The 25,539-nt window shown below is 68.2% G+C and carries 25 protein-coding genes; 12 read left to right on the plus strand and 13 right to left on the minus strand.

The window, feature by feature from the left end:
- Positions 1 to 10: 10 nt before the first annotated feature.
- Positions 11 to 1,204 (minus strand): acyl-CoA dehydrogenase family protein, encoded by a 1,194-nt coding sequence (locus CFB40_RS25905; RefSeq protein ID WP_089432785.1) that lies wholly within the window; start codon positions 1,202 to 1,204, stop codon positions 11 to 13.
- Positions 1,205 to 1,367: 163 nt separating this feature from the next.
- A complete protein-coding gene (locus CFB40_RS25915; RefSeq protein WP_069252948.1) occupies positions 1,368 to 2,507 on the minus strand; it encodes an LLM class flavin-dependent oxidoreductase in 1,140 nt (379 codons plus the stop codon).
- A gap of 258 nt (positions 2,508 to 2,765) precedes the next feature.
- Between CFB40_RS25915 and CFB40_RS25920 the strand changes: the two genes are divergently transcribed.
- The gene (locus CFB40_RS25920) at positions 2,766 to 3,116 is read left to right on the plus strand and encodes a VOC family protein (RefSeq protein ID WP_011355015.1); all 351 of its coding nucleotides are present in this window, start codon (positions 2,766 to 2,768) and stop codon (positions 3,114 to 3,116) included.
- 51 nt (positions 3,117 to 3,167) lie between these two features.
- On the opposite strand, the gene CFB40_RS25925 is transcribed toward CFB40_RS25920, so the two are convergent.
- The gene (locus CFB40_RS25925; RefSeq protein ID WP_089427348.1) at positions 3,168 to 4,028 is read right to left on the minus strand and encodes a LysR family transcriptional regulator; all 861 of its coding nucleotides are present in this window, start codon (positions 4,026 to 4,028) and stop codon (positions 3,168 to 3,170) included.
- A gap of 158 nt (positions 4,029 to 4,186) precedes the next feature.
- Here CFB40_RS25925 and CFB40_RS25930 point away from each other — a divergent pair, with 158 nt between their 5' ends.
- Positions 4,187 to 5,575: a DHA2 family efflux MFS transporter permease subunit gene (locus CFB40_RS25930; RefSeq protein ID WP_089432786.1), complete on the plus strand. Its 1,389-nt coding sequence runs from the start codon at positions 4,187 to 4,189 to the stop codon at positions 5,573 to 5,575.
- 9 nt (positions 5,576 to 5,584) lie between these two features.
- Here CFB40_RS25930 and CFB40_RS25935 read toward each other — a convergent pair whose 3' ends face one another.
- Positions 5,585 to 5,965, minus strand: coding sequence for a DUF4377 domain-containing protein (locus CFB40_RS25935; protein WP_089432787.1), 381 nt, complete (start codon positions 5,963 to 5,965; stop codon positions 5,585 to 5,587).
- 301 nt (positions 5,966 to 6,266) lie between these two features.
- On the opposite strand from CFB40_RS25935, the gene CFB40_RS25940 reads away from it, so the two are divergent.
- On the plus strand, positions 6,267 to 7,460 hold the full coding sequence (locus tag CFB40_RS25940) for a tyrosine-type recombinase/integrase (protein ID WP_089432788.1): 1,194 nt from the start codon (positions 6,267 to 6,269) through the stop codon (positions 7,458 to 7,460).
- Between the two features lie 34 nt (positions 7,461 to 7,494).
- On the opposite strand, the gene CFB40_RS25945 is transcribed toward CFB40_RS25940, so the two are convergent.
- The 3 genes from CFB40_RS25945 to CFB40_RS25955 all read right to left on the minus strand — a co-directional run bounded on the left by CFB40_RS25945 (position 7,495) and on the right by CFB40_RS25955 (position 10,330).
- Positions 7,495 to 7,713 (minus strand): YXWGXW repeat-containing protein, encoded by a 219-nt coding sequence (locus CFB40_RS25945; RefSeq protein WP_089433316.1) that lies wholly within the window; start codon positions 7,711 to 7,713, stop codon positions 7,495 to 7,497.
- 62 nt (positions 7,714 to 7,775) lie between these two features.
- Positions 7,776 to 8,933 carry a DUF1501 domain-containing protein gene (locus tag CFB40_RS25950; RefSeq protein WP_089432789.1) on the minus strand — a complete coding sequence of 386 codons (1,158 nt, stop codon included), beginning with the start codon at positions 8,931 to 8,933 and terminating at the stop codon, positions 7,776 to 7,778.
- A 2-nt stretch (positions 8,934 to 8,935) separates the two neighbouring features.
- Positions 8,936 to 10,330 (minus strand): DUF1800 domain-containing protein, encoded by a 1,395-nt coding sequence (locus CFB40_RS25955; RefSeq protein ID WP_089432790.1) that lies wholly within the window; start codon positions 10,328 to 10,330, stop codon positions 8,936 to 8,938.
- Between the two features lie 387 nt (positions 10,331 to 10,717).
- Between CFB40_RS25955 and CFB40_RS25960 the strand changes: the two genes are divergently transcribed.
- Positions 10,718 to 11,575 carry an alpha/beta hydrolase gene (locus CFB40_RS25960; RefSeq protein WP_254600172.1) on the plus strand — a complete coding sequence of 286 codons (858 nt, stop codon included), beginning with the start codon at positions 10,718 to 10,720 and terminating at the stop codon, positions 11,573 to 11,575.
- Between the two features lie 147 nt (positions 11,576 to 11,722).
- Here CFB40_RS25960 and CFB40_RS25965 read toward each other — a convergent pair whose 3' ends face one another.
- The 4 genes from CFB40_RS25965 to CFB40_RS25980 form a co-directional block, all read right to left on the minus strand.
- Positions 11,723 to 12,226: a periplasmic heavy metal sensor gene (locus CFB40_RS25965; protein ID WP_089432791.1), complete on the minus strand. Its 504-nt coding sequence runs from the start codon at positions 12,224 to 12,226 to the stop codon at positions 11,723 to 11,725.
- On the minus strand, positions 12,223 to 12,642 hold the full coding sequence (locus tag CFB40_RS25970) for a hypothetical protein (protein ID WP_089432792.1): 420 nt from the start codon (positions 12,640 to 12,642) through the stop codon (positions 12,223 to 12,225). The genes CFB40_RS25965 and CFB40_RS25970 overlap by 4 nt, the downstream gene beginning before the upstream one ends.
- Positions 12,639 to 13,403 (minus strand): RNA polymerase sigma factor, encoded by a 765-nt coding sequence (locus CFB40_RS25975; RefSeq protein ID WP_089432793.1) that lies wholly within the window; start codon positions 13,401 to 13,403, stop codon positions 12,639 to 12,641. The genes CFB40_RS25970 and CFB40_RS25975 overlap by 4 nt, the downstream gene beginning before the upstream one ends.
- Before the next feature lie 241 nt (positions 13,404 to 13,644).
- Positions 13,645 to 13,944 carry a YXWGXW repeat-containing protein gene (locus CFB40_RS25980; protein WP_089427339.1) on the minus strand — a complete coding sequence of 100 codons (300 nt, stop codon included), beginning with the start codon at positions 13,942 to 13,944 and terminating at the stop codon, positions 13,645 to 13,647.
- A 323-nt stretch (positions 13,945 to 14,267) separates the two neighbouring features.
- On the opposite strand from CFB40_RS25980, the gene CFB40_RS25985 reads away from it, so the two are divergent.
- The 8 genes from CFB40_RS25985 to yddG all read left to right on the plus strand — a co-directional run bounded on the left by CFB40_RS25985 (position 14,268) and on the right by yddG (position 23,750).
- Complete coding sequence (locus CFB40_RS25985; protein WP_089432794.1) at positions 14,268 to 15,953, plus strand: purple acid phosphatase family protein; 1,686 nt, start codon at positions 14,268 to 14,270, stop codon at positions 15,951 to 15,953.
- A 103-nt stretch (positions 15,954 to 16,056) separates the two neighbouring features.
- The gene (locus CFB40_RS25990; protein ID WP_256976901.1) at positions 16,057 to 16,338 is read left to right on the plus strand and encodes a hypothetical protein; all 282 of its coding nucleotides are present in this window, start codon (positions 16,057 to 16,059) and stop codon (positions 16,336 to 16,338) included.
- 235 nt (positions 16,339 to 16,573) lie between these two features.
- Positions 16,574 to 17,305: a GntR family transcriptional regulator gene (locus CFB40_RS25995; RefSeq protein WP_089432796.1), complete on the plus strand. Its 732-nt coding sequence runs from the start codon at positions 16,574 to 16,576 to the stop codon at positions 17,303 to 17,305.
- 85 nt (positions 17,306 to 17,390) lie between these two features.
- Entirely contained in the window at positions 17,391 to 18,710 is a 1,320-nt protein-coding gene (locus CFB40_RS26000; protein WP_089432797.1) for an NAD(P)/FAD-dependent oxidoreductase, read from the plus strand.
- Positions 18,711 to 18,844: 134 nt separating this feature from the next.
- Positions 18,845 to 20,176 carry an MFS transporter gene (locus CFB40_RS26005; protein WP_089432798.1) on the plus strand — a complete coding sequence of 444 codons (1,332 nt, stop codon included), beginning with the start codon at positions 18,845 to 18,847 and terminating at the stop codon, positions 20,174 to 20,176.
- A 79-nt stretch (positions 20,177 to 20,255) separates the two neighbouring features.
- The gene (locus CFB40_RS26010; protein ID WP_089432799.1) at positions 20,256 to 21,164 is read left to right on the plus strand and encodes a dihydrodipicolinate synthase family protein; all 909 of its coding nucleotides are present in this window, start codon (positions 20,256 to 20,258) and stop codon (positions 21,162 to 21,164) included.
- Positions 21,164 to 22,666: an aldehyde dehydrogenase gene (locus CFB40_RS26015; protein ID WP_089432800.1), complete on the plus strand. Its 1,503-nt coding sequence runs from the start codon at positions 21,164 to 21,166 to the stop codon at positions 22,664 to 22,666. Before CFB40_RS26010 ends, CFB40_RS26015 begins: the two co-directional genes overlap by 1 nt.
- 139 nt (positions 22,667 to 22,805) lie before the next feature.
- A complete protein-coding gene (gene yddG, locus CFB40_RS26020; RefSeq protein ID WP_143329884.1) occupies positions 22,806 to 23,750 on the plus strand; it encodes an aromatic amino acid DMT transporter YddG in 945 nt (314 codons plus the stop codon).
- Between the two features lie 73 nt (positions 23,751 to 23,823).
- Here yddG and CFB40_RS26025 read toward each other — a convergent pair whose 3' ends face one another.
- Both CFB40_RS26025 and CFB40_RS26030 read right to left on the minus strand, forming a co-directional pair.
- A complete protein-coding gene (locus tag CFB40_RS26025; RefSeq protein WP_089433317.1) occupies positions 23,824 to 24,453 on the minus strand; it encodes a LysE family translocator in 630 nt (209 codons plus the stop codon).
- A gap of 123 nt (positions 24,454 to 24,576) precedes the next feature.
- Entirely contained in the window at positions 24,577 to 25,473 is an 897-nt protein-coding gene (locus CFB40_RS26030; RefSeq protein WP_089433318.1) for a LysR family transcriptional regulator, read from the minus strand.
- Positions 25,474 to 25,539 lie beyond the last annotated feature (66 nt).

The following is a 25,539-nucleotide window of genomic DNA, read 5'->3' on the forward strand; positions in this document are numbered from 1 at the left end:
CGCGGCCTCGTCAGATGAAGAAGTCGGTGTTCTCGCGGCCGAGCATCACGGCGCCGAGGTTCTGGCCGAAACGGTCGACGTTGTTCGCGTAGTGCGCGCGGGCCGCATGCAGGTCGAGGAAGCGGCGCACCAGCGGATTGCGGTGATAGATGCCGTTGCCGCCCGCGTAGCGCAGCAGCGCGTTCGCCGCCTGCGCGCAACGCTCGGCGACCTGCGCGGACTGGTAGCGGAAATGCACGCGGCGCTCGATCGACACGGCCGGGCCGCCGGTGACCGACGCCATCAGTTCCGCGAAATTGCGCTTGAGCAGCACCTGCATCTCGTCGATCGCGACGGCCGCGTTCGCGCACGCGTTCTGCGCGCCCGGATCGTCGGTCGTCTTCGCGCCGCTGTTGGCCGACACGCGCGTGGCCGCATAGCCGGTGAAATCGTCGAGCGCACCCTGCAGCGCGCCGATGCACGACGTGCACACCGCTCGCACGAAGATCTGCGCGAACGGCAGCTTGAACAGCGGCGCGTCGTTGACGGCGAGGCCCGGGCTCGTGCCCATCATCCCGTCGATCGCCTTGTGCGTGCGGTACGCGGGCACGAACACGTCGTCGACGACGATGTCGTGGCTGCCCGTCGCGCGCAGGCCGAGCACGTCCCAGTCCTGCTGGATCCGGTAGTCGGCTTTCGGCAGCAGGAAGGTGCGGTATTCGGGCGGCTGGCCGGCAACGGCCGGCGGCACCAGCGCGCCGAGGAACACCCACTCGCACAGTTCGCTGCCGCTCGAGAACTTCCAGTGGCCCGACAGGCGGAAGCCGCCGTCGACCGGCGTCACGCGGCCCACCGGCATGTAGGTCGACGCGATCAGCGTCGTCGGGTCGTTGCCCCACACGTCCTGCTGCGCGCGTTCGTCGAACAGCGCGAGCTGCCAGTTGTGCACGCCGACGACGCCGTACACCCACGCGGTCGACATGCAGCCGCGCGCGAGCGCCATCTGGATGTCGAAGAACGCCTGCGGATCGAGCTCGTAGCCGCCGTAGCGCTTCGGCTGCAGCACCTTGAAGAAGCCGGCGGCCTGCATGTCGGCGATCGTCTCGGCCGGGATGCGGCCCTGCGCGTCCGCCTGCGCGGCGCGGCCGGCCAGCGTCGGCGCCAGTGCCTCGGCCCGGGCGATCAGCGTGGCGGCCAGTGCGTTCGAATCGTTGTCGCGATGCACGAATGTCTCCTGTGAAGCGGGTGATGCGCTGCGGCGCGGGCCCCGCTCTCGTTCAAAGTTGTCCGGCGCGGCATGGCCGCGGGCGATGCTCGCCACCACCGATGGTCGGCTTCGCGCGAGCGCGCCGCATCGTCCGACCGGACGACGGGCGCGGCCCGGTACATCACGCGCAGGCGCGCTCCTTCTCGCGGTTGAAGAACGGGATCACGTGCTCGCCGATGTTGCGGATCGTCTCCATCTGCGCGTCGTGCGGCACCGTGCCCATCTGGCACAGGAACAGCACTTCGTCGACGCCGGCTTCCTGCAGGCGGCCGACATAGCCGATGCAGTCGTCCACCGTGCCGTACGCGTGGTTCGGGTTCATCATCGCGAGCGCCGGGTCGGCGAAGTTCACGACGACTTCCTCCGACGCGAAGCGCGAGCGGATCACCATCTCGCCGGTATCGGCCTGCACGAGGTCGTCGCCCCACTTCGCCGGGTCCGGACGCTCGCCGCCCGTGTACCAGTACGCGAGCGATTCCATGAAGTAGCGCTGGCCGCGGATGCCGATCTTGCGGGCGGCCTGGCCGTCGGCCATCACGACCGTCGGGCACAGCGCCGCGAGGTGCTGGGTCGGGCGGAAGCCGACCTGGTCTTCCGGCTTGCGATTCGCCCACGCTTCGCGATACACGGCGTTCTTCTTCGCGACTTCGTCGGGGCCACCGAAGCCGAGCACCAGCGCGCCCATCCCGCGCTGCCCGGCGCGCAGCAGCGCGTCGGTGTTGGTACACGCGAGGTACATCGGCGGATGCGGATCCTGGAACGGCTTCGGGTGGATCGGACGCTTCGGAATCTTGATGTACTTGCCGTCGTGCTCGATCTCGTCCTGCACGAACATCTTCGGCACGAGGTACATCGATTCGTCGATCATCGGCTGCAGTTCGTTGAGGTCGTAGCCGAACGCGCCGGCTTCCTGCTGGCTGCCGCCCTTGCCGACGCCGAAATGCACGCGGCCGCCGGACAGGATGTCGAGCAGCGCGACGCGCTCCGCGACCTTGATCGGGTGGTTCATCGCCGGCGGCAGGCACACGACGCCGTGGCCGAGGCCGATGCGCGTCGTGCGGCCGGCCAGGTACGCAAGGAAGGTTTCCGGTGCGCTCATGTGCGCATAGTTGGTCAGCGACGTGTGCTCGACGCACCAGATCGTGTCGAAGCCGACCTGCTCGGCGAGCAGCGCCTGTTCGACCGTCTCCTTGAATACCCGGTGGTCGCCCTCGCGCGATGCGTCGGTGGTCTGGGCTTCGTAGATGAGGGAAAACTTCATTGCGTGCGTCTCCATGGTTGTTGGACGAGTCGGGTCGTGCAGCCCGCCCGCACGATACGGACGAAGCGCGACGGTCCACGAATGGGAGTGTCGGCGCACGCACGGGTGCGGGCATCGTCTGTTCGGAGTACCGGCGCGCCTGCGGGGACAGAGGGGTTTCACCGTCATCCGATCGGACTGCGTGAGCGCGCGACCGGCGCGCTAGCATCGAACGGCGGGCGCGTGGCGCGCGCCGACCAACGACAAGGGAGAGAGGGAATGAAGGTATCGATGCTGCTGTATCCGGTCGACGACATCGACACGGCGCTGCCGCTGTTCGTCGACGGACTGGGCCTGAACGTGAAGTTTCGCGACGGCGACCGTTATTGCGCGCTCGACGGCGGCCCGCTGACGATCGCGCTGGTCGCGGGCGACGAGCAGATCGTCGAGCGCGCGGCGCTCACGCTGCGCGTGGACGAGGACGACGACCTGTATGCGGCGATGGCGCGAGTGGTGAAGGCCGGCGCGTCGGTGCGCGTGCCCGTGCAGGCCGGGCCGCACGAATACCGCGCGGTGCTGGAGGACAAGAACGGTGCATTGCTCGTGATTTCGCAGAAACGGGCCGCATGACCGCACGCCGCGCGGGCGCCGGATACGGGCGCCTCGTGCGCGGCGCGCCCGCTAGGCGTGCGCGCCCGGCGTGCTCAGGTCGCTCGCTTCGAGCAATTCGAGCAGTGTGCGCGCCGGCTGGCTGAGCCGCTTCGCGGCCAGCGCGATGAATTCGATGTCGGGCAGCACGGGCAGCGCATCGCCGTTGACCAGCGGCGCGAGCCCGCGTGTCGACAGATAGTGCGACGTCGCGGTCAGGCCGAGCCCCGCGCGCGCGGCCGCGATGCAGCCCGGCTGGCTGCTGCTCGAACACACGACTTCCCAGCCGATCCCCTTCTCCGCGAGCGCGTTCAGGACGATCGCGCGCGTCACGCTCGGCTCGGCGACCAGCACGAGCGGCAGCGGCCGCTCCGGATCGACGACGGTGCCGGGCCGCGCGACCCATTCGAGCCGCGTGCGCAAGAGCGGCGTGCCGCGCCGCTCGCCGAGCCGCCGCTTGCCGATCATCAGGTCGAGCGCGCCCGCGTCCAGCCCTTCATACAGCCGACTCGTCATGCCGGTGGTGATTTCCAGCGCGACGTCCGGATGCGCGGCGCGAAACCCGGCGAGCACGTCCGGCAACGCGACGAGCGCGAGATCGTCCGGCGCGCCAAGGCGCACCCGCCCTTTGAGCCTCGGCTTGCGAAACTGCGATTCCGCGCGGTTCAGCGCCTGCAGGATCACGTTCGCATGCACGAGCAGCGCCTCGCCGTCGGCCGTCATCGCGATCGAATGGGTATCGCGCACGAACAGCCGCCGGCCGACGCTCTCCTCGAGACGACGGATGTGTTCGCTGACGCTCGACTGGTTGAGCCCGAGCTGCCGGCCCGCTTCGGTGAAGCTGCGGCAGTTCGTGACGGTCGCGAACGTGTTGAGCCAGACGGGATTGAGCATGGCGCATTGTCATCGGCATTGCCGATGACAGTCAACGTCTTCAGGCAGCTTCCCGATGACCATCGGAATCGGTACCATCGTGCGCTTGGAGACCTGCAGGCGCCGCGCAACCGCGTGAAGGCGCCCTCCGCGCCGGCCTTTGCACCACCGATTTCGCCATGTCCCGGGAACCCACACATTCCGCGCTGCTCTGGATCGTCGCCGCTGCATTCTTCATGCAGTCGCTCGACACGACGATCGTCAACACAGCCCTGCCTTCGATCGCGCAAAGCCTGCATGCGTCGCCGCTCGCGATGCAGCCGGTCGTGGTCGTCTATACGCTGACGATGGCGATGCTCACGCCGGCGTCCGGCTGGCTCGCCGACCGGTTCGGCACGCGCCGCGTGTTCTCGCTCGCGATTCTCGTGTTCGTGCTCGCCTCGATCGGCTGCGCGGCGTCGCATACGCTCGGCCAGCTCGTCGCCGCGCGCGCGCTGCAGGGCATCGGCGGCTCGATGCTGCTGCCGATCGGCCGGCTCGCCGTGCTGCGCCGCGTGCCGGGCGAACAGTACGTCGCGGCGATCGCGTTCGTGTCGATCGCCGGCCAGCTCGGCCCGATCGTCGGGCCGACGCTCGGCGGCTGGCTCACGCAGGCGATTTCCTGGCACTGGGTGTTCATCGTCAACGTGCCGGTCGGCGTGGTCGGCTTCGTCGCCGTGCAGCGCTACCTGCCGCACGACCAGGCGCACCAGCCGCCGCCGTTCGACTTCGTCGGCTGTGCGCTGCTGTCGGTCGCGATGATCGCGCTGTCGCTCGCGATCGACCCGCCGATGCCCGCGCATCGCGCCGCATGGGCGGCCGGGCTCGCCGTGGTCGGGCTGGCGAGCACGCTTGCGTACCTGCCGCACGCGCGGCGCCGCGCGCAGCCGCTGTTCCGGCTCGGGCTGTTTCGTGAGCCGAACTTCGGCTCGGGGCTGCTCGGCAACCTGCTGTGCCGGATCGGCACGAGCTCCGTGCCGTTCATGCTGCCGCTGCTGATGCAGGTGCAGCTCGGCTATACGCCGCTGCAGTCGGGGCTGATGATGCTGCCGGCCGCGATCGCCGGCGTCATTGCTAAACGCTGGATCGCGCCGCTCGTGAAGCGGTTCGGCTACGCGGCGTTTCTGGTCGTGAATACGGGGATCGTCGGGTGCGCGATCGCGGGGTTCGCGCTGGTGTCGATGCGGCCCGCGCCACTGCTGGAAGGCGCGCTGCTGATCGTGTTCGGCACGGCGAACTCGATGCAGTTCGCCGCGATGAACGGCGTGACGTTGAAGGGGCTGTCGCATGCCGACGCCGGCAGCGGCAACAGCCTGTTCACGATGATGCAGATGCTGGCGATGGGGCTCGGCGTGTCGATCGGCGGCGGCCTCGTCAACCTGTTTGCCGACTATTGGGGCTCGATGGCGCACGGGTTCATGCTGTCGTTCACGTGCATGGGCGTGGTGACGCTGCTGTCGTCCGTCGTGTTCCGGCGGATCGATACGGCCGCGCCGCCGGCCAGCGCGGCCGCACGCCCATCCGCGTGAGCGCGGCCGTCAGTTCACCTGGCGGCGCTCGACGACGCGCTTGAGCACCCAGCGGATCGACGAACCGTCGGCCGGCGGCTGCGCAACGTGGTACTCGTCGATTTCGAGCGTGTACAGGTAGCCGGGCTGGTACGCGAAGCCTTCGATACCGGCGTACCACAGGCTCCACGGTTCGTTCGGGCCGTTGCGCACCTGCAGGCATTCCATCGGCGCGACACCCGTGCAGCGCGCGGATTGCGGCGCGACGTACACGGTCTTGGTCACCGGCTTGCTGTCGGCCGGGCGCACCGCGTTCGGCTGCGTGGCGACCGCATCGGTCTGGCATCCGGCGAGGAGCGTGCTGCCGGCAATGACGGCCGCGCCGAGCAGCGTTCTGGATGGGCGAATCATCGGATGTTCCTCTGGAAGCGTTGGAGGGCCGATTAGAGGCCCCCACGGCAGGAAAGTTCACAAATACCTTACAGAATTCACGCCACCTCTTTCATGCCCGGCGGATCGCACGACATCGCGGTAGCGGAGACGTGACTATGCTCGCCCGCCGCGCGTTTCGTCACCGGTCAGGCGATCACCGCCGACGGCGAATTCACCGTGTGCTGATCGTGTACCATCGACGCTTCCCGATATGCCTGATCGCGCTGCATTCGTCCGCCTTTTCACATGCGTGCGATCCGCACACCGCACCCCGCCTCGCATGACCTCACCCGTTCCGTCCGACACCGCGCTGCGCCCGCTGCCGATCGATGCACTCACCGTGCCGGCCGCGCTCGACGGACGCACCGGCACCAACCGCTCGAGCAGCGCGCATCCGCAGATTGCCGCGACCAACGATCTGGATGCGGTGCGCGCGTGGCTCGCCCGCTTCGTCGATACACCGACCACGTTCCAGAACTACCGCAAGGAAGCCGAACGCCTGCTGCTGTGGGCCGTGATCGCGTGCGGCAAGCCGCTGTCGTCGCTCACGCACGAGGATCTGGTCGTCTACCGCCAGTTCCTGCTCGCACCCGCGCCGGCCGAGCTGTGGTGTGCGAACGGCGGGCGCAAGCATCCGCGCGACGATCCGCGCTGGCGGCCGTTCTACGGGCCGCTGTCGGCGGCCAGCCAGCGGCAGGCACTGGTGATCCTGAACGTGATGTTCTCGTGGCTCGTGCAGGCCGGCTATCTCGCCGGCAATCCGCTCGCGTTGTCGCGCCAGCGGCAGCGCCGGCCCGCGCCGCGCGTCACACGCCACCTCGGGCAGCCGCTGTGGCAGTCGGTCAAGGACACGATCGCCGCGATGCCGCGCGACGACGCGCGGGCGAGCTTCCATGCGGATCGGGCGCGCTGGCTGTTCACGCTGCTGTATCTCGGCGGGCTGCGCATCACCGAAGCGGCCGACACGACGATGGGCCAGTTCTTCTGCCGGCGCGATGCGGACGGGCGCGACCGCTGGTGGCTCGACGTGACGGGCAAAGGCGGCCGGCAGCGGCTCGTGCCGGCCACCGACGAGATGATGGCCGAGCTGTCGCGCTACCGGCGCGCGCACGGCCTGCCCGCGTTGCCGTCCGACGGCGAGGCCACGCCGCTCGTGCTGCCGGTCGGCCAAGCGCGCAAGCCGCTCACACGCGCGGCGCTGCACCGGATCGTGAAGCAGGTGTTCCGGCACGCGGCCGACCGGCTGCGTGCGAACGGCGAAGCCGGCGCGCAGCAGGCGCGCGTGCTCGAACAGGCGTCCGCGCACTGGCTGCGCCACAGCGCGGGTTCGCACATGGCCGACGGCCGCGTCGACCTGCGGCTCGTGCGCGACAACCTCGGCCACGTATCGCTGACGACCACGAGCCAGTACCTGCACGCGGACGACGACTGGCGGCATCGCGAGACGGAGGAGAAGCACCGGATCGGGTGGTAGGCGCGCATCGGCCGGCTCGGCGCGTCACACACGATCAGTACACGCCCACCCAGTGCCCGGGCACCCACGCCCAGTGATTGCCGGCCCACCGGTAATGCCCCTTCGCCCAGCGATAGCCCGGTGCAGGCATCGGAGGCGCCACCTCGACAACGGGCGCCGGTTGCGGCGGCCGCACGGGTTCGACCACGCACGCGGACATCAGCGCGGCACTGGCCGTCACCAGCACGGCGAGCGAAACGGATCGGATCTTGATCATCCTGGATTCTCCCTTTTGTGTAGTGAATGGATTCATCGCGGAAGCGGCAACGTCGCGCGTCACGCGGTTCCGCGAATCAGCCCGCTCATCGGCCGCGTCGCACCGCTTTCCGCGAACAGCGCGGACGCGGTACGGCGCGGATCGAGCCGCAGGCTGTCGGCGGCGGCGCCCGAGATCAGCGCGTCGAGCGACGCGGTCGGTTTCAGGTCGCGCCCTTCGTACAGGTCGCCCGGTCGCAACCCCGGCCAGTCGGCGATCACGCGGCCGCCCGCGACCGCGCCGCCCGCCAGCATCGCAACCGACGCCTGCCCGTGATCGGTGCCGCCCGTGCCGTTCGCGGCCGCCGTGCGGCCGAACTCGGTAGCGACCAGCACCGTGGTCTGCTGCCACGCGGGCCCGAGGCCGTCGCGCAACGCGGCGAGCATCGTGTCGAGCGCTTTCAGCTGATTCGCGAGCCGTGCGTTCTGCGCGCTGTGCGTGTCCCAGCCGCCCGTCTCGATCATCGCGATGCGCGGGCCGTCGTCGCGCGCGAGGAACGTCGCGGCGAGCTTGCCGACGCCCGCCGGATCCTGTCGCGCATGCGCATCGCCGGCGAGGCCGCGCGCGTCCATCGCCGACTGCCACAACGGGCCGAGCTGCGCATCGGCCTCGTAGAGCGCCGACACGCGCGCGAGCAGGTCGTCCGGCGCGGCCGGCAAACCGGACGGCGCGTACGACGCGGCCTGCACGGTGCCGCGCAACGCGAGCGGCACGGTCGGCGCGAACGCGATCGCACTTTCGCGCGTGGCCGGCAGCAGCGCGGCGAGCCGGTTCAGCCAGCCGTCCTTCACCTGGTACGGCGCGCGGCCGCCCGTCTCGAGCACGTTCTGCCCGTCGAAATGCGAGCGGTCGCGATACGGCGAGGCAATTGCATGGACGAACAGCGCCTGCCCGTCGCGGTACAACTGCGCGGTCTGCACGAGCGACGGATGCAGCGCGAACGTGCCGTCGAGCCGCGTCGCGGCCGACGTGTCGATCGCCAGCGGGCCGCGCAGCGACGCATACGCGGGCTCGGCATACGGAACGACGATGTTCAGGCCGTCGGCCGCGCCGCGCTGGATCACGAACACGAAGCGCCGATCGGTCTCGACGTTCGCGAACACGATCCGTGGCGCGACGAGGATCGCGCCTGCGCCGGCGGCGGCCACGCTCAGGAATTGTCGGCGGGACAGTGCCATGGTCATCTCCGTTGGAAATCGGGTGAGACGAGCAACAGCGCGAGCGACGTGGTCGCGCTTTCGGCGCGCGACAGCGCGGTCGCCGTCGGCGCGCTCAACGAACCGGCGAGCAGCGTGTTGCCGAGCGTGCGCGGGTCGAGCCGGTCGCCCGTGCGCGCGGCCAGCCGCTGCGCGAGCTCGACGCGGCGCACGAGTGCGTCGGGCGCGGCCCAGCTCGCGGCCACGTCGTCGTAACCGGCCGGCGAGCCGGGCCGCCACACCGGCTGGCCGAGCTGCGCGAGCAGCGGCGCGGCCTTCAGGTCGCCCGTTTCGCGCCAGCCGAGCCCGCGCAGCGCCGACACGGCCCACTCCCACGGCGTCTTGAACTTGCGGTTGACCGGCGACCATGCATCCGTCGAATCGACGAGCGCGCGATAGACGGTCGGCAAATCGCCGCCGCTCGCGTCGAACGCGCGGGCCAGCCGGTCGGTCAGCGCGGGCGGCGGATTGTCGGCGACGAAATGACGGGCCAGCTGGAACGCGATGTGCCGGCCGGTCGCCTCCGCATGCGCGAGGTCGTGCAGGATCGCGCGCGCCTGCGCTTCACCGGGCTGGTCGTAGCTGCGGCCCATCACGGTACGCACGCCGGGCTCGTGCAGTTTCGGGCGAAACACGAACGCGCCGGGCGCCGCATCGCCGGGCTGCGGGCCGCGTCCGCCGGCGATGCTCCAGCCGGTCAGCGCACGCGCGAATTCCGTCACGTCGGCCTGCGTGTATCCCGTGCGTACGCCGAGCGTGTGCAGTTCCATGATTTCGCGCGCGAGATTCTCGTTGAGCCCGCGCCTGGCCGACGGATTACGTGCTTCGGCACGCAGCGCGGCCGGGCTGTCGGGGCCGACCGAGCGCGCCTGATCGAGGAAAAGCTGCATCGCCGGATGCTGTTCGACGGCGACCAGCATGTCCTCGAAACGGCCGAGCACGTGCGGGCGGATCGCGTCGCGTTCGAACGCACCCGCGTAGGCCGCCACCGGTCCCTTGTCGACCGATACCGCGAAATGGTTCGCCCAGAAATGCACGAGACGCTCGACGAACGGTGCGGGCGTATTCAGCGCACTGTTCATCCGCGCGACGACCGCGCTGCGATACGTGTCGTTGCCGTCGCGCCGGATCGACTGCTCGGTCGCGCGCTTCGTCGCCGGATCGTTGGCCGTCATCGCATTGCGTGCGTTCGCGAAGCGTGTCGCGAGCGTGACCGCGTCGGGCTCGCCGGCCCATGCGGCCGGCCGCGCGTCGTAACAGTCGAACTGCGCGACGAGCGCTGCCTTCGGGTTCGCCGGCGGCGCTTCGTCGGCCCGCGCGCCGAGACCGAAACGGTTCAGCGCGATGGCGGCCGGTGTGATGTCGTTCGGGTGGTCCATGAATGGGTTCTCGCGATGCGTACCCGTGTTTAACGTTGGCCGGCGGGAAATCCGTCGCCGGGGAGACGAATATTTCCGGTGCGTCGCGCGGCCTTGGATGCGTGCGTGTTGCCGCTCGAATGCCGGTCGCGGATTCGGCTGATCAAAGTCGCGAATCGGTGGGTCGCTCAGCGGCCGTATCGGGGTCCCGCGTCCCTGCGAAGGACGGGCCTGTTTCGACATTCGGTTAGCCGGCTTTCACTTGCCTGACCGGCCTCGATCTCAGCGGAAGGCTCGCCGACCGCCCCACCCGGACGCTTGCCGTTCCCGGAAAGCCACCTAGACTCAATGAAAGGTATCGCCCCCCGCGTCACGGCGTTTTGCCGTCCCGACCCAGCGACCACTACGATGCCCACTCTTCCCGTCAGCTTGCGTGCGCGGTTTCGTTGCGTCGGTTCGATGCGTCCGCACTCGCACTGGATCCGTGCGTGGCTGCTTGCCATCGCGCTGACGCTGCCCGGCTATCCGGCCCATGCGCAGAATGCGCCCAAGGTCGTCGACATCCCGACGCGCCCCGGCGTGACTCAACGGATTCTCTTCATCGCACCCGACGCACCCAAGGCCGCGGCCATTCTCTATGCCGGCGGACATGGCGGGCTGCAACTGGAACCGTCCGGACAGTTCGGATGGGGCGCAGGCAACTTTCTCGTCCGCACCCGGCAGCTGTTCGTGAATGACGGCATCGCCGTCGCGGTCATCGATGCACCGAGCGACCGGCAATCCGCGCCCTACCTCAATGGCTTTCGACTGTCGAAGGAACACGCCGACGACGCACGCGCCGTGATTGCGTGGTTGAAGGAGCAACTCCATGTACCGGTCTGGCTGGTCGGGACGAGCCGCGGCACCCAGTCCGCCGCCGCCATTGCGGTTGCGCTGGCCGGCGGCGGCGGGCCCGACGGTCTCGTGCTGACGTCCACCATCCTCCGCGAAGAGCGAGGCGGGACCGCGGTTACGGACATGAACCTTGCCAGTCTCACGATTCCGGTGCTCATCGTTCATCACCAGAATGACGGCTGCAAACATTGTCCGGTGTCCGAAACGGATACGCTGCTGAAGAAGCTGGAGCAGTCTCCGAAAGCCGAACTGATGATCGTGTCGGGCGGCACGTCCCGGGGCGACCCGTGCGAAGCCTTTGCTTATCACGGCTTCAATGGCCTTGAGAGCGGTGTGGTCGACGCGATCTCCGCGTGGATGCTGGCGCGCTGAACGGGCGCGCCGCGTAGCGAAGTCGAAGCTGCTCCTTGCGATCCTTTGTCGAAGCTCAGCCTGCAAGCATTGCCGACCCACCTTCGGCGTACGCGTTGCGCATCACCGAAAAGGCACGCCGCCGCACGTTGCCCGTGCGGCGTTGGCTTACTTGCTCGCTGCGTCGTCCTGCTTCTTCTGCCACTTCGCCGGCAGCCGCCAGTTCCCGCTGCGCCGCAACCCGTTGACGAACTTCGCGCGCTCGTCCGGCGTCAGCGTCGCCGCGAAATCGACGACGCGGCGCTCGACCTGCGCACGCAGCGCCGTATCGGCCGCACGCGTGCGGTCGAGCGCCGCGTCGATCGCCGTGCGATCGAGTTGCGGCGCGGCGAGCAGGTCCAGTACGGTGATCCGGTCGTCGCGCCCTTCCCGCGCGAAATCGCGGCCGTCCTTGCGCGCCGCCTTCAGCGCCGCCACGAATTCCTGCTGGCGCGCGTCCGGCAATTCGTCCGCGGCGAAACGCAATGCGGTGTGCGACGCCGGTGCGCCCGCGGCCCGCAGGTCGCGATGCGTCGAAAACCACTGATACGCACCGCCGCCGATCGCGCCGAGCATGAATACGTTCAGCACGACCGACCCGACGAGGACGAATTTCCAGCCACGCTCACTCATTCATCACTCCAGTCCACGCTCGGCCCACCGAACGTCGTTGTCAGATAGCCCGGCTCATGCGCAGGCGGCACGCTGCCGAGCATCAGCATCGACACGGCCACCGCACCCGCGAGCGCACCGGCCAGGCCCACGCCCGCGAATGCCGCGCCCGACCACCACACGGCGCCCCGCCGCCGCCGCGCGCGCCGCGCCGCGGGTGCCGTCGCGACGATACGCTCGACGAGCGCCGGCGCGGGCGGTGCGACCGTATCGTTGGCGAGCCACGCATCGAGTTCGGCGGCATCGTCCAGCGCGGCCAATGCGTCGCCCGGATGCGCGCGCGCCCATGCCTCGGCGGCCGCGCGCTCGCCATCCGGCCAGCGCCGCGCGTCCGAGCCGTACGCAGCGACGATGGTACGAAATCGTTCGGGTGTCATCGGATGTCCTCGCTCGGTGAGTCGCCCGCCAGTTGCGCGCGCAAGTTTCGCCGCGCACGTGCAAGCAGGCTTTCCAGCGCGTCGACGGTAATGCCCATCAGGTTGGCCGCCTCCACGTTCGACATTTCCTGATAGTACTGGAGCACGAGCGCTTCGCGCTGCCGCGCCGGCAACGCCGCGAGCGCCTGCCGCACGCGTGCGTCGCGCGAGCGGGCCTCCGCGCGCGTGGCCGGCTCCGGTTGCGGATCGGGCACGTCGGGCAACACGTCGACCGGTTCCTCGCGGCGGCCGCGCAAGCGGTCGTAGCACAGATTCAGCACGACGCGATGCAGCCACGTGTCGAACCGTGCCTCGCCTTCGCGCCAGCCCGGCGCCTGTTTCCAGATCCGCAAGAACGTCTCCTGTGCGACGTCCTCGGCTTCCGTGCGGTCGCCGAGCATGCGCGTCGCGAGTGCGAGCAGCCGCGGCAGCTTGCGCGCGACGAGCATGCGCACGGCCGACGCGTCGCGCGCGCCGACCCGTGCGACCAGGGCCGCGTCCGGATCGCCGTCGCTCAACGCGGGGCGCTCCAGCGCATCGCGCGTCTGTGCCGCGGCGCGATCGTTGATGCGCCCGCCGGCAGACTCAAGCTCATCGTCGTGCTCTCCTTGCATGCGCCGCGCCATTACCCGGCCCCGCCCCAGTGGCGGCTCGGGATCGCCGCGCGCATCGCGCACGGCCTCGGCAAGGTCCGTTTCATCGGCATCCGTTTCAGGCTGCATGGCGATCGGGTCGATCGGGTGCCGGCCGCCCGTTTGCGCGAGCGGCGGCCGGCGTGCTCAATATACGACGACCGGCGCGGGCCGGTAATAGACCGGACGCGCCGGCACCACGACACAGCCGGCCAGCACGACAACTGCGGCCGCGAGTATCACCACGGTTCGAAAAGGCATGGCTGCGCCTCATGACGTTGCGGGAAAGCGCCGCCGCGCCGGCATCGCGTGCCGTGCGGCGGCATGCGCATCAGGCCCAGTGACCGGGCACCCAGCGCCAGGCCGGGCCGCGCGCGGCCCAGTGGCCCGGCACCCAGTGATAGCCGACGCGCACCACTTGCCAGTGGCCCGGAATCCACACGTAGCGGCCCTGCCGCCAGTGCCAGTGGCCCTGGTCCCACACGTAGCCCGCGCGCGGCGCCGGCATCACTTCGACGCGAGGCGCCGGCGGCGCGTAAGGCGCGACGATGACCGCCTGCGCGAAGGCGGCCGACGCCGCCAGCGCGGCCACGCATGCCGCTGCGAACCGCAATGGAATGGAAAGCTTCATGCAAGACTCCGAAGTAGCGGGTATCGACCGGAAGCGGCCGTTCATGCGTTAAACGGCGCGGGCGAACGGAATCCGTCGCGGAGTCTGCAAATAAATTTCGGTCGGACCGGATGCGCGCCGGCACGGGCCGGATGCCGTGATGTGCACACGCGGACAGGCGCCGACACGCGCGCGGGGTTGCCCTGCTGTCACAACCCGGCAAAACTGCCCTTCGACAATGTCTCGCACCGGGATCCCGCTCGTTTCCGGCTCACGCACTGGCCGCGCTCGCGCATGGCCAGGCGGTTCCACATCTCGCGTCTCCACCCACGAAAACACCGACCATGTCGAACCAGGACAACTCCCCGATCCAGCCGAACGAGCCGGCCGCGTCCGTGTCGCGTCGCGGCTTCCTGAAACTTGCCGGCGTATCCGGCCTCGCCACCGCCGCCGGTGGCCTCGCGGCAGCCCGGGCCGCCGCGTCGAACCCGGACGGCACGCCCGAACAGGTGCACCTGACGTGGGGCAACGACCCGACGTCGGAAGTCGTGATCTCGTGGGCCTCGCTCGCGTCGGCCGTCAATCCGCGCGCGCGCATCGTCGCCGACGGCGAGCCGGCGCGCACCGTGCACGGCGTCCAGCGCCTGTACACCGACGGCCTGAACGGCGAGACGGTATTCGCGTACCACGCGCGCGTGCACGGGCTGAAGCCGAATACGCGCTACCGCTACGAGATCACGGCCGACAACGACAGCAACGCCGCGCAGCCGTTCTCCGCGAATTTCTCGACCGCGCCGCGCGGCCGCGCGCCGTTCCGCTTCACGAGCTACGGCGATCTCGCGACGCCGAACGGCGCGTGGGTGCTGTCGTCGCCGCAGAGCCGCTTCGCGGTGCAGGCTGTCGAGCAATTCCAGCCGCTGTTCCACCTGCTGAACGGCGACCTCTGCTACGCGAACCTGAACCCCGCGCACCAGCCCGAGGTGTGGCGCGATTTCGGCAACAACAACCAGACGTCGGCCGCCAATCGTCCGTGGATGCCGTGCCCGGGCAATCACGAGATCGAGTTCAACAACGGCCCGCAGGGGCTCGACTCGTATCTCGCGCGCTATACGCTGCCGGAGAACGGCACGCGCTTCCAGGGCCGCTGGTACAGCTTCCGCGTGAGCTCGGTGCTGTTCGTCTCGCTCGACGCGGACGATGTCGTGTACCAGGACGCCGCCGCGTTCGTCGGCGGCCCCGCACCGCTCGTGCCGGCCGCGAGCACGGGCCGCCCGCCGATCGAGCCCGGCACGTCGTTCTACGTGCGCGGCTACAGCAACGGCGAGCAGACGCGCTGGCTCGAACACACGCTGCGCCATGCCGCGCATGACGACGACATCGACTGGATCGTCGTGCAGATGCACCAGGACGCGCTCAGTTCGTCGAAGACGGGCAATGGTTCCGACAAAGGCATTCGCGAAGCATGGCTGCCGCTGTTCGATCGCTACGGCGTCGACCTCGTGCTGTGCGGCCACGATCACGACTACGAGCGCAGCTACCCGGTGCGCGGCTGCAATCACCGCGCGGGTGTCGATGCGACGACCGGCGAAGTCGTCGAGACGCTGCAGCCGCGTCCGGTCGGCTCGAACGACCCGGACCGCACGACGTTCGACACGAGCCACGGCACGATCCACCTGATCCTCGGCGGCGGCGGCACCAGCGCGCCGCTCGACGTGTATGGCGAGAACCCGGCGACCGGCTTCGCGCGGGCGAAGGTGTTCACGAAGCCGAACCGACCGGTGCCGGGCACAGCGCCGAATACGTTCGTGCGCGCGCCGGCCGATGCGCTCGAGGATGCGATCTGGTCCGCGCGCCGCGATACGGGCACCGGCTACGGGATCGCGGTGTTCGACCACGACCCGGGCAAGCCGGGCGGGCACACGACGATCACGATGCGCTACTACCACGCGCCGGGCGCCGACCAGCACCCGACCGCCGACTACGAACTGTTCGAGACGATCGAACTGAGCAAGAAGCGGAACGAACGCTGATCGGGCGGGCGCCCGTTGCGACGGGCGCCCGATGGAGTGCCGTTGCGGGACGTCGCGCGATGCCACGCGTTAGACTGCCCGCCTCGCCCACCGGCCCATGCAGATGAGTTTCGAATACCGCATCCACACGATCCCGTCGGCCGACGCATTCGATGCCATCGCGAATGCGTTGCGGCAAGCGCATGACGACGTCGACATCGATCCCGACCGACGACAGCTCGAAGTCCGTGGCGACACTGGCGACTGGCCACTGATCGGCCTGTCGACCGACGAAGACGGCTTCTTCCTGGTCACGACGCTCGGGCCGACGCGCGACGCGATGCTCGACACGATCGGCCGCGCGTTGTCGGCAATCGGCGCAGCGTGGCACATCGACGACGCATGACCGTCGCCCCCCTTTCACCGGCTTGCCTGAATCGGCCCCGCACGCAGAGCCGGCACCGCATCAACGCCCGCCATTCGGCCCTCCCGGCTTCGTCCCTTTAAGCTACGCATGTCCGGGCGCGCCTCGCCGCGCCCGCACCGGCCTCGTCCGCCCGGCGAGGCAAGGTGTAAACCCTTATTTTTGCTTGGTCTATTCTCAACCTAAACTGTGTCTACAGTTTGTAGACAATAAAATCATGTCCAGACAGAAGCTTCAGACCGCCTCACCGGATGCCGAATCCGGCGGATCGGCGGATCGCAAGAACGTAATGGCGGAGACACTGCGGCGACGCATCGTGAGCATGGAGCTCGCGCCGGGCGCCGTCGTCGACGAGCTCGCGCTCAGCGAGGAATTCGGGCTCTCGCGCCCGCCGGTGCGCGAACTGATGCGCCAGATGGCGGCGGAAGGCTATCTCGAGCTCGAGCCGAACCGCCCGGCCCGCGTGTCGCCGATGGGTTATCAGTCGCTGCGCAGCTTTTTCCTGGCTGCGCCGCTGATCTACGTCGCGACGACCCAGCTGGCCGCAAGCCACGCGACGGCGGAAGAAGTGGAGCGGCTGAAGGCGATCCAGGCGCAGTTTCGCGCCGCGATCGAGGAGAACGACCTGCAGGCGCGCGTGCTGCAGAACGACGCGTTCCACTTCGAAATCGGCCGGATCGCGCGCAACGCCTACCTGATGCCGAGCCTGCGCCGCGTGCTGATCGATCACGCCCGCCTCGGCAAGATCTTCTATCGCTCGCCCGCGACGAGCGACATGCAGCAGGACCTGGAAACGGCAGTCAAGCAGCACGACGAGATCATCGAAGCAATTGCGCAGCGCGACGCGCAGCGCGCCGGCGAGCTGGTCCGCAGCCACATGGAGCTGTCGCGCCGCCGCATGGCCGAGTACGTGATCCCGGAGGGCCTCGACGTACCCATCCAGTTTTAACGGCCGCACCAGACGGCGCACGCTTTCACGTGCGCCGCCTCAACACGCCATCGATCAGGACTCTTTACCGATATTGGATTTAGGAATGCATAAGGTCACATCGCTTCCCGCCGACGACAAGATGTGCGGCTGGTACCACACCAGCCGGCAGCGGCAGCCCAGGCCGTCGCACCGCGGGGAATCCAGCGCGCGCTGGGCCGTCGTCGGTGCGGGTTTCACCGGCCTGGCCGCCGCGCGGCAGCTCGCGCTGAATTTTCCGGATGACGAGATCGTCCTGGTCGATGCACAGGAAGTCGGCTTCGGCACCTCGGGGCGCAACGCCGGTTTCGCGATCGACCTGCCGCACGATATCGGTGCCGACGACTACATCGGCGACATCCCCACCGCCCGGACGACGCTGAAGCTGAACGTGCTCGGCCAGACGATCCTGCGCCGGCTCGTCGCCGAGCACGGTATCGATTGCGCGATGAGCGCGTCCGGGAAATACCAGGCGGCCGTGGAAGCGCGCGGCATCGCCGTGCTCGACGCATACCGCCGAGGTCTCGACAAGCTCGGCCAGCCGTACGAGATGATCGAGGGCAAGGATCTGCCCGCGCATATCGGCACGTCGTTCTACCGGAAGGCGCTGTTCACGCCGGGCACCGTGCTGATCCAGCCGTCGGCGCTCGTGAAGGGGCTGGCCGACTGCCTGCCGCCGAACGTGACGCTGTACGAGCACACGCCGATCACCGACGTCGAGTACGGCGACAGGATCGTGCTCGCGCACCGCCACGGCCGGGTCACGGTCGACAAGCTGGTGCTCGCGAACAACGCGTTCGGCATGCGCTTCGGCTTCCTGCAGCACACGATGCTGCCGGTCTTCCTGTATGCGAGCCTGACGCGGCCGCTGACCGGCGCCGAACAGGCGCAACTGGGCGGCAAGCCGTTCTGGGGCGTGATTCCGGCCGACCCGTTCGGCAGCACGCTGCGCCGCACGCACGACAACCGCATCCTGGTGCGCAACAGCTTCAGCTTCAACCCCGACGGCCGCCCGCGCGAAAAGTACCTGCCGCGTTTCGCCGACCGGCACCGGCTGTCGTTCGAGCGACGCTTCCCGATGCTGCCGGACGTCGAGTTCGAGTACACGTGGAGCGGTTCGCTGGCGCTGTCGCAGAACCACAAGGGATTCTTCGGGCAGCTTGCGCCGAACGTCTACGGCGCGCTGTGCTGCAACGGCCTCGGCATCACGCGCGGCACCGTGACGGGCACGCTGCTCGCCGACTGGCTGGCCGGCAAGCGCAGCGACCTGGTCGACTTTCTGCTGGAAACATCGGGACCGAACCGCACCCCGCCGGAGCCGTTCCTGTCGATCGGCGTCAACTCGACGCTCTGGTGGGGACAACGCAAGGCGGGACTCGAAAGCTGACCGGGACGCGACGAGCGTAACCGCGCCAGGAAGCACCCTGACAACGACATCGATTCATGCATCACGCTTAGTAGACCATATCAATTGATCGCGCGACGGTGTTCCGTGCGCAATTTCATGGAAGGAGACAGGCAATGTCAACGCATCACGTTTCCATCGAGGATGTTCCGCTCAATGGATTTCACCAGTTGCTCACGGTCCGCTCGGGCGGCGGCTGGCTAATGGACGGCTACGTGCTGAGCATCATCGGCGTCGCGATGGTGCAGTTTTCCGACGCACTCGGCCTGACCGGCTTCTGGCAAGGCATGGTCGCCGCGTCCGCGCTGATCGGCATTTTCTTCGGCGGCTTCATCGGCGGCTGGCTGAGCGACCGTCTCGGGCGGCAGAAGCCCTACCTCTTCGGCCCGGTGATCTTCTTCGTCTGCTCGCTCGCGCAGCTATGGGTCCAGTCCGGCGAAGCGCTGTTCGTGCTGCGCTTCCTGATCGGCATCGGCGTGGGCATCGAATATCCCGTCGCCGGCTCGCTGCTCGTCGAGTTCATGCCGCGCAAGTATCGCGGACCGCGTCTCGCGATGCTGACCATCATCTGGTTCTTCGGTGCGGCGCTCGCGTACATCGTCGGCAACATCATCCTCGGCAGCGGCGGCCCCGATGCGTGGCGCTGGGTGCTGGCCAGCCCGGCCGTGATCGGTCTCGCGCTGTTCGTCGTGCGCATCGGCACGCCCGAATCGCCGCGCTGGCTGCTCAGCAAAGGCCGCGTTGCGGAAGCCGACGACGTGATCCGAAAAGTCTACGGCCCGTCGTTCTCCGTGAAGAACCTGCCGGAAGAACCAACCGAAAAGAAGATCTCGCTGTGGGCGCTGCTGCACTCGGGCTACGGCAAGCGGATGCTGTTCGTGTCGGTGTTCTGGAGCTGCTCGGTGATTCCGGTGTTCGCCGTCTACTCGTTCGCGCCGCGCGTGCTCGAAGCGCTGCACCTGACCGGCAAGTGGGAATCGCTCGGCTCCGTGGCCATCACGTTGCTGTTCGTGGTCGGCTGCATCATCGCGACGTGGATCATCAACGAACTCGGCCGCCGCGCGATGGTGATCCACAGCTTCCTCTGGTCGGGCCTCGCACTGCTGGCGCTCGGCGCCTGCTCCGGCGGCTCGGCGGTGCTGATCCTCGTGCTGTTCGGTGCGTATGCGGTGCTGATCGGCGGCGCGCAGGTGCTGCAGCTCGTGTACCCGAATGAAATCTTCCCGACCGACATCCGCGCATTCGCGGTCGGCATGGGCGCATCGCTGTCACGCATCGGCGCGGCGGTCGGCACCTGGCTCGTACCGATCGCGCTGCAGACCGTCGGCATCGGCAACACCATGTACGCAGCGGCCGCCGTCTCCTTCGTCGGGCTGATCGCATCGCTCGCGCTGGCGCCCGAAACGCGCTCGCTCAGCCTGCAAGAGGCCGCGTCGCTGAACCACTGATACCCGTCACCGGTGCGCCGCCCTCACGACGACGCACCTTTCCTCAACCTGCCCCAATCCCTTTCCGCGGAAGAACACCATGAATTTCGAAGGCATCTACACCCCGGCCATCACGCCCCTGAACGCCGCCGGCCAGATCGACAAGACCGCATTCGCCGACGTGATCGAATCGCTGATCGCGGCCGGCGTGCACGGCATCATCGTCGGCGGCTCGACTGGCGAATACTATGCGCACACCGCGCAGGAGCGCTTCGACCTCGGCGCCTGGGCGCGCGAAGTGATCGGCTCGCGCGTGCCGCTCGTGATCGGCACCGGCGCGGTACGCACCGAGGATTCCGTCGACTACGCGAAGGCGGCCAAGGCCGTGCGCGCCGACGCGATCCTGGTCGGCTCGCCGCCCTACGCGCTGCCCACGCAGCAGGAGAACGCGGCGCATGCGCTGGAGATCGATCGCGCGGCGGGCCTGCCGATCATGCTGTACAACTACCCGGGCCGGATGAGCGTGTCGATGGACCGCGAATTCTTCCGTACCGTCTGCGACGCGTCGAAGAACATCGTCGCGATCAAGGAAAGCTCGGGCCAGACGGGCCAGTTGCACATGCTGGTCCGCGAGTTCCCGAACATCAGCGTGTCGTGCGGCTGGGACGACCAGGCGCTCGAGTTCTTCGCATGGGGCGCGCGCAGCTGGGTGTGCGCGGGCTCGAACTTCCTGCCGGCCGAGCATATCGCGCTGTACCAGGCATGCGCGATCGAGAAGGACTTCGACAAGGGCCGCCGGATCATGTCCGCGATGATGCCGCTGATGGATTTCCTCGAAGGCGGCAAGTTCGTGCAGTCGATCAAGTACGGTTGCGAACTCGCGGGGCTGCGCGCGGGCGGCGTGCGCGCACCGCTGCGCGGGCTCGACGAACCGGAAAAGCAGGCGCTGGCCGCGATCGTGGCCGGCATCAAGCGCGAAGTCGCCGCCGTCACCGGAGGCCAAGCCTGATGACCGACCTGCTCAGCGCGTCCGAATACGCGGCGCTGGCCGCGGCGTTGCGCTTCCCGACCGGGCCGTTCATCGACGGCGCATTCCGCACGGCCAGTTCCGGCGACACGTTCGCGACCGTGAATCCGGCCACCGACGCCGTCCTCGCGCAGATCGGCGCATGCAATGCGGCCGACGTCGACCTCGCGGTCGCCCATGCGAGGCAGGCGTTCGAGGACGGCCGCTGGCGCAAGCTGGCGCCGTCGCATCGCAAGGCCGTCCTGCTGAAGTTTGCCGACCTGCTCGAACAGCACGCGCACGAACTCGCGACGATGGAAAGCCTCGACAGCGGCAAGCCGATCCGCGAATGCCAGACCATCGACGTGCCGGAGACGATTCATACGATCCGCTGGCACGCCGAGCTGATCGACAAGATCTACGACAACACGGCGCCCGTCGGCGGCAACGCGCTGGCACTGGTCGTGCGCGAGCCGATCGGCGTCGTCGGCCTCGTGCTGCCGTGGAATTTCCCGCTGCTGATGCTCGCGTGGAAGATTGGCCCGTCGCTCGCGGCCGGCTGCTCGATCGTCGTGAAGCCGGCGAAGGAAACCTCGCTCACGGCACTGCGCGTCGCGGAACTTGCTCATGAAGCCGGCGTGCCGGCCGGCGTCTTCAACGTGCTGCCCGGCGGCGGCCCGGAAGTCGGCGAGCCGCTGGGCCGTCACGCGGACGTCGACATGGTGAGCTTCACCGGGTCGACCGATACCGGGCGGAAGTTCCTCAAGTACGCGGCCGAATCCAACCTGAAGCGCATCGTGCTAGAGTGCGGCGGCAAGAATCCGGCGGTCGTGCTGCCCGACGCCCCCGATCTCGACGCGGTCGCGCAGCACATCGTCAACGGCGCGTTCTGGAACATGGGCGAGAACTGTTCGGCGTCGTCGCGACTGATCGTCCATGCCGACATCAAGGACGACCTGCTGCGGCGCATCGGCGCGCAGATGCGCGAATGGAAGATGGGCAACCCGCTCGATCCGGCACACCGGCTCGGCGCGATGGTCAGCAAGGCCCACTTCGAGAAAGTGCGTTCGTACCTCGAGCAGGTCGATGTGGAGCATTTGCGCATCGCGTTCGGCGGTCACACCGACGGCGGCATTTTCGTCGAGCCGACCGTAGTGGACGGCGTGAGCCCGCACAGCCGGCTGTTCCGCGAGGAGATCTTCGGCCCGGTCCTGTCGGTGACGACGTTCACCGATATCGGCGAAGCGATCGCGCTGGCCAACGACTCGGTGTACGGACTCGCCGCATCGGTCTATACCGGCAGCCTGAACCAGGCGATCCGGCTGTCGCGCGAGATCCGCGCGGGCGTCGTGACCGTCAACTGCTTCGGCGAAGGCGACGTGACGACACCGTTCGGCGGTTACAAGGCGTCCGGGTTCGGCGGCCGTGACAAGTCGGTCTGGGCGCACGACCAGTACACCGAGATCAAGACCATCTGGATCGACGTACCCGCGGATCTCGCGTAAGCGCGCCGCTTTGCATGGCCGGTTGCAGCCGCCGCCGCGTGTGGCGAGTGCAACCGGATTGTCCGTTTGCGGCGGCGGCACGCGCGGGCGGACCCGAATCATCTGAACTCGAATTTAAATGTTGAAACAGGCAGGAAGCATGAAGCGCAAGAACAAGGCCACGCTCGCCGGGCTCGGTGCGGTGTTGTTGTGGGCCTCCGTGGTCGCCCTCGTTCGCAGCGTGAGTGAAAGCCTCGGCGCGACCGGCGGCGCCGCGATGATCTATACGGTCGCATCCGCGCTTCTGCTGTTGACGATCGGCTTCCCCGATCTCAGCAAATTCCCGAAAAAATATCTGCTCTGGGGCGGGCTGCTGTTCGTCGCGTACGAGCTGTGCCTGTCGCTGTCGATCGGCTATGCCAGCAACGGCCAGCAGGCGATCGAAGTCGCGATGGTCAACTATCTGTGGCCGAGCTTCACGCTGGTCGCGGCGATCGTGTTCAACAAGCAGCGCGCCAACCTGCTGGTCGTGCCCGGCGTCCTGCTGTCGATGCTCGGGATCTGCCGGGTGCTCGGCGGCGACCGGGGGCTCGACCCGGCCGGCATGCTGCACAACGTCGCGGACAATCCGCTGAGCTACGGCCTCGCGTTCTTCGGCGCGCTGATCTGGGCCGGCTATTGCACGGTGACGGCACGCCTCGCCGACGGCAAGAACGGCGTCACGCCGTTCTTCATGCTGGTGGCGCTGGCGCTCTGGATCAAGTTCGCGATCGAAGGCGGCGGCGGCATGACGTTCAGCCTGCATGCGGTCATCTACATCGTGCTGGCAGCCTCCGCGCTGGGGTTCGGCTATGCGGCCTGGAACACCGGCATCATGTACGGCAACGTGACCGCCATCGTCGGCGCGTCGTACTTCACGCCGGTGCTCGCCGCGCTGCTCGCCGCGACGCTGCTGCATGCGCCGCTGTCGATCGAATTCTGGCAAGGTGCATTGATGGTGTGCGGCGGGTCGATCCTGTGCTGGCTCGCGACGCGCAGCCGGCGCCATGAAAAAGCCGCACCTGTCCCGGTCGGCAACGAAGCGCAGGGCAACTGCCAGGGCTGACGATGCCGGGCGCTTGCGTTGCGATGCCGCTTGAGAGCCCCCCGGCGATCCTGCATACCGCCAATCATTCGCGCTAGCGCGACTCCAGTGCGATACGCACGGCCAGCCCGGCCAGCACCGTACCCATCAACCAGCGCTGGGCCGACGCCCAGACCGGCCGCCCCGCCAGAAAGCCCGCGATGCCGCCTGCCATGCAGGCAATCAGCGCATTCACGCTGACGCTCACCGCGATCTGCACGCAGCCGAGCGCCAGCGATTGCACGAGCACGCTGCCGTGCCCCGGCGAAATGAACTGCGGCAGGAGCGACAGATACATCACCGCGATCTTCGGATTCGCGAGGTTCGTGACGAAGCCCATCGTGAACAGCCTGGCACGGCTGTCGTGCGGCAGTTGCCTGACCTGGAACGCCGAGCGACCGCCCGGCCTCAACGCCTGCCAGGCGAGGTACGCCAGATAAAGCGCACCGGCGAAACGCAGCGCGTCGTACGCATACGGCACGGCCATCACGAGCGCGGTGATGCCGAACGCCGCGCACACCATGTAGAACACGAACCCCAGCGCGACGCCGCCGAGCGACACCAGCCCGGCACGGCGCCCCTGGCAGATCGAACGCGACACCAGGTAGATCATGTTCGGCCCGGGTGTCAACACCATGCCGAGCGACACGAGTCCGAAAGCAAGCAAGGTGGGCAAGGCCGGCACGGCAATCTCCTTCGGGACGAAGCGGTCAGGGGCGAGTTCGAACAATGTATTGCATCTCGACTGCCCTCGGCTTGAATAAACTTCAAGTCGCCCATGAGCGCTGTTCATCGCTGAAGCCGCTCGTCACCGGGCCTTTCTCGCACGCGTGTTGACCGCCTTCGCCGCCTTCGCGCGTTGCGCGTCGACGAGCCGCACGAATTCCTCTGCGACCGCGTTGCCGGCCGTATTCCACGACAACCGCACCGAGCGATGCAGCCTGGGCGACAACTCCAGCACGCGGCCGCCGAATTGCGTGTACGTAAGCGTGATGCGCGGCACGATCGACACGCCCATGCCGGCCTCGGCCATCGACAGAATGGTCCGCATCTCGACCACGTTGAACGCGGCCCGCAGCGGCACCCCGCTGCGCGCGAAGTAATCCGCGATCACCGGCCCGCACCCTGCCTTCGAGAAGATGAACGGCGCCGCGGACAACTGCTTCGCCGACACGCTCTTGCGGCCGGCGAACATGCCGTCGGCCGCCACTGCGACAAAATCCTCGTCGAGCAGCGGCAGAGTGTGTGCGAACGTCTTCGTGCCGGCCACCACGCCGACATCGGCCGTACCGTCGTCGATCCACCCTTCCACTTCGCTGTCCGTGCCTTCGAGCAGCACCGCCGACACGCCCTGGTGCATTTCCTTCAACGCCTCGAGCGCAGGGACGACGAACGCCAGCGACACGCTCGGCAGCGACGCGACCACCAGCTTCCCTTCGAGCTTGCCGCGTGACAGGCTGAACTGCTGGCGCAACAGCTGCGCTTCCCGCACCACATTCTGCACGTACGGCCACAGGCGTTCGCCCGCCGCCGTCAGGACGACCGGCTGCCGGTCGCGCCACAGCAGCTTGACCTCCGTGAGGTCTTCCAGCTCGGTCAATGCATGACTGATCGCGGATTGACTGCGGCTCAACCGATCAGCCGCAGCCGTGAGCGAGCCGAGTTCGACCACGGCCGCCAGGGCTTGCAACTGGGCCAGCGTCATCGACGCCTCCTCGTTCAAAGATATGAATCGGGCACATGAAATTACCAACCATCATGAATTATATTG

Source organism: Burkholderia sp. AU31652, assembly GCF_002223155.1.
GTDB lineage: Bacteria > Pseudomonadota > Gammaproteobacteria > Burkholderiales > Burkholderiaceae > Burkholderia.

Coding starts and splice junctions, on each gene's coding strand:
- CFB40_RS25915 (WP_069252948.1), bottom strand. CDS start 2,507: ATGAAGTTTTCCCTCATCTACGAAGCCCAGACCACCGACGCATCGCGC.
- CFB40_RS25920 (WP_011355015.1), top strand. CDS start 2,766: ATGAAGGTATCGATGCTGCTGTATCCGGTCGACGACATCGACACGGCG.
- CFB40_RS25925 (WP_089427348.1), bottom strand. CDS start 4,028: ATGCTCAATCCCGTCTGGCTCAACACGTTCGCGACCGTCACGAACTGC.
- CFB40_RS25930 (WP_089432786.1), top strand. CDS start 4,187: ATGTCCCGGGAACCCACACATTCCGCGCTGCTCTGGATCGTCGCCGCT.
- CFB40_RS25935 (WP_089432787.1), bottom strand. CDS start 5,965: ATGATTCGCCCATCCAGAACGCTGCTCGGCGCGGCCGTCATTGCCGGC.
- CFB40_RS25940 (WP_089432788.1), top strand. CDS start 6,267: ATGACCTCACCCGTTCCGTCCGACACCGCGCTGCGCCCGCTGCCGATC.
- CFB40_RS25950 (WP_089432789.1), bottom strand. CDS start 8,933: ATGGCACTGTCCCGCCGACAATTCCTGAGCGTGGCCGCCGCCGGCGCA.
- CFB40_RS25955 (WP_089432790.1), bottom strand. CDS start 10,330: ATGGACCACCCGAACGACATCACACCGGCCGCCATCGCGCTGAACCGT.
- CFB40_RS25960 (WP_254600172.1), top strand. CDS start 10,718: ATGCCCACTCTTCCCGTCAGCTTGCGTGCGCGGTTTCGTTGCGTCGGT.
- CFB40_RS25965 (WP_089432791.1), bottom strand. CDS start 12,226: ATGAGTGAGCGTGGCTGGAAATTCGTCCTCGTCGGGTCGGTCGTGCTG.
- CFB40_RS25970 (WP_089432792.1), bottom strand. CDS start 12,642: ATGACACCCGAACGATTTCGTACCATCGTCGCTGCGTACGGCTCGGAC.
- CFB40_RS25975 (WP_089432793.1), bottom strand. CDS start 13,403: ATGCAGCCTGAAACGGATGCCGATGAAACGGACCTTGCCGAGGCCGTG.
- CFB40_RS25980 (WP_089427339.1), bottom strand. CDS start 13,944: ATGAAGCTTTCCATTCCATTGCGGTTCGCAGCGGCATGCGTGGCCGCG.
- CFB40_RS25985 (WP_089432794.1), top strand. CDS start 14,268: ATGTCGAACCAGGACAACTCCCCGATCCAGCCGAACGAGCCGGCCGCG.
- CFB40_RS25990 (WP_256976901.1), top strand. CDS start 16,057: ATGAGTTTCGAATACCGCATCCACACGATCCCGTCGGCCGACGCATTC.
- CFB40_RS25995 (WP_089432796.1), top strand. CDS start 16,574: ATGTCCAGACAGAAGCTTCAGACCGCCTCACCGGATGCCGAATCCGGC.
- CFB40_RS26000 (WP_089432797.1), top strand. CDS start 17,391: ATGCATAAGGTCACATCGCTTCCCGCCGACGACAAGATGTGCGGCTGG.
- CFB40_RS26005 (WP_089432798.1), top strand. CDS start 18,845: ATGTCAACGCATCACGTTTCCATCGAGGATGTTCCGCTCAATGGATTT.
- CFB40_RS26010 (WP_089432799.1), top strand. CDS start 20,256: ATGAATTTCGAAGGCATCTACACCCCGGCCATCACGCCCCTGAACGCC.
- CFB40_RS26015 (WP_089432800.1), top strand. CDS start 21,164: ATGACCGACCTGCTCAGCGCGTCCGAATACGCGGCGCTGGCCGCGGCG.
- yddG (WP_143329884.1), top strand. CDS start 22,806: ATGAAGCGCAAGAACAAGGCCACGCTCGCCGGGCTCGGTGCGGTGTTG.
- CFB40_RS26030 (WP_089433318.1), bottom strand. CDS start 25,473: ATGACGCTGGCCCAGTTGCAAGCCCTGGCGGCCGTGGTCGAACTCGGC.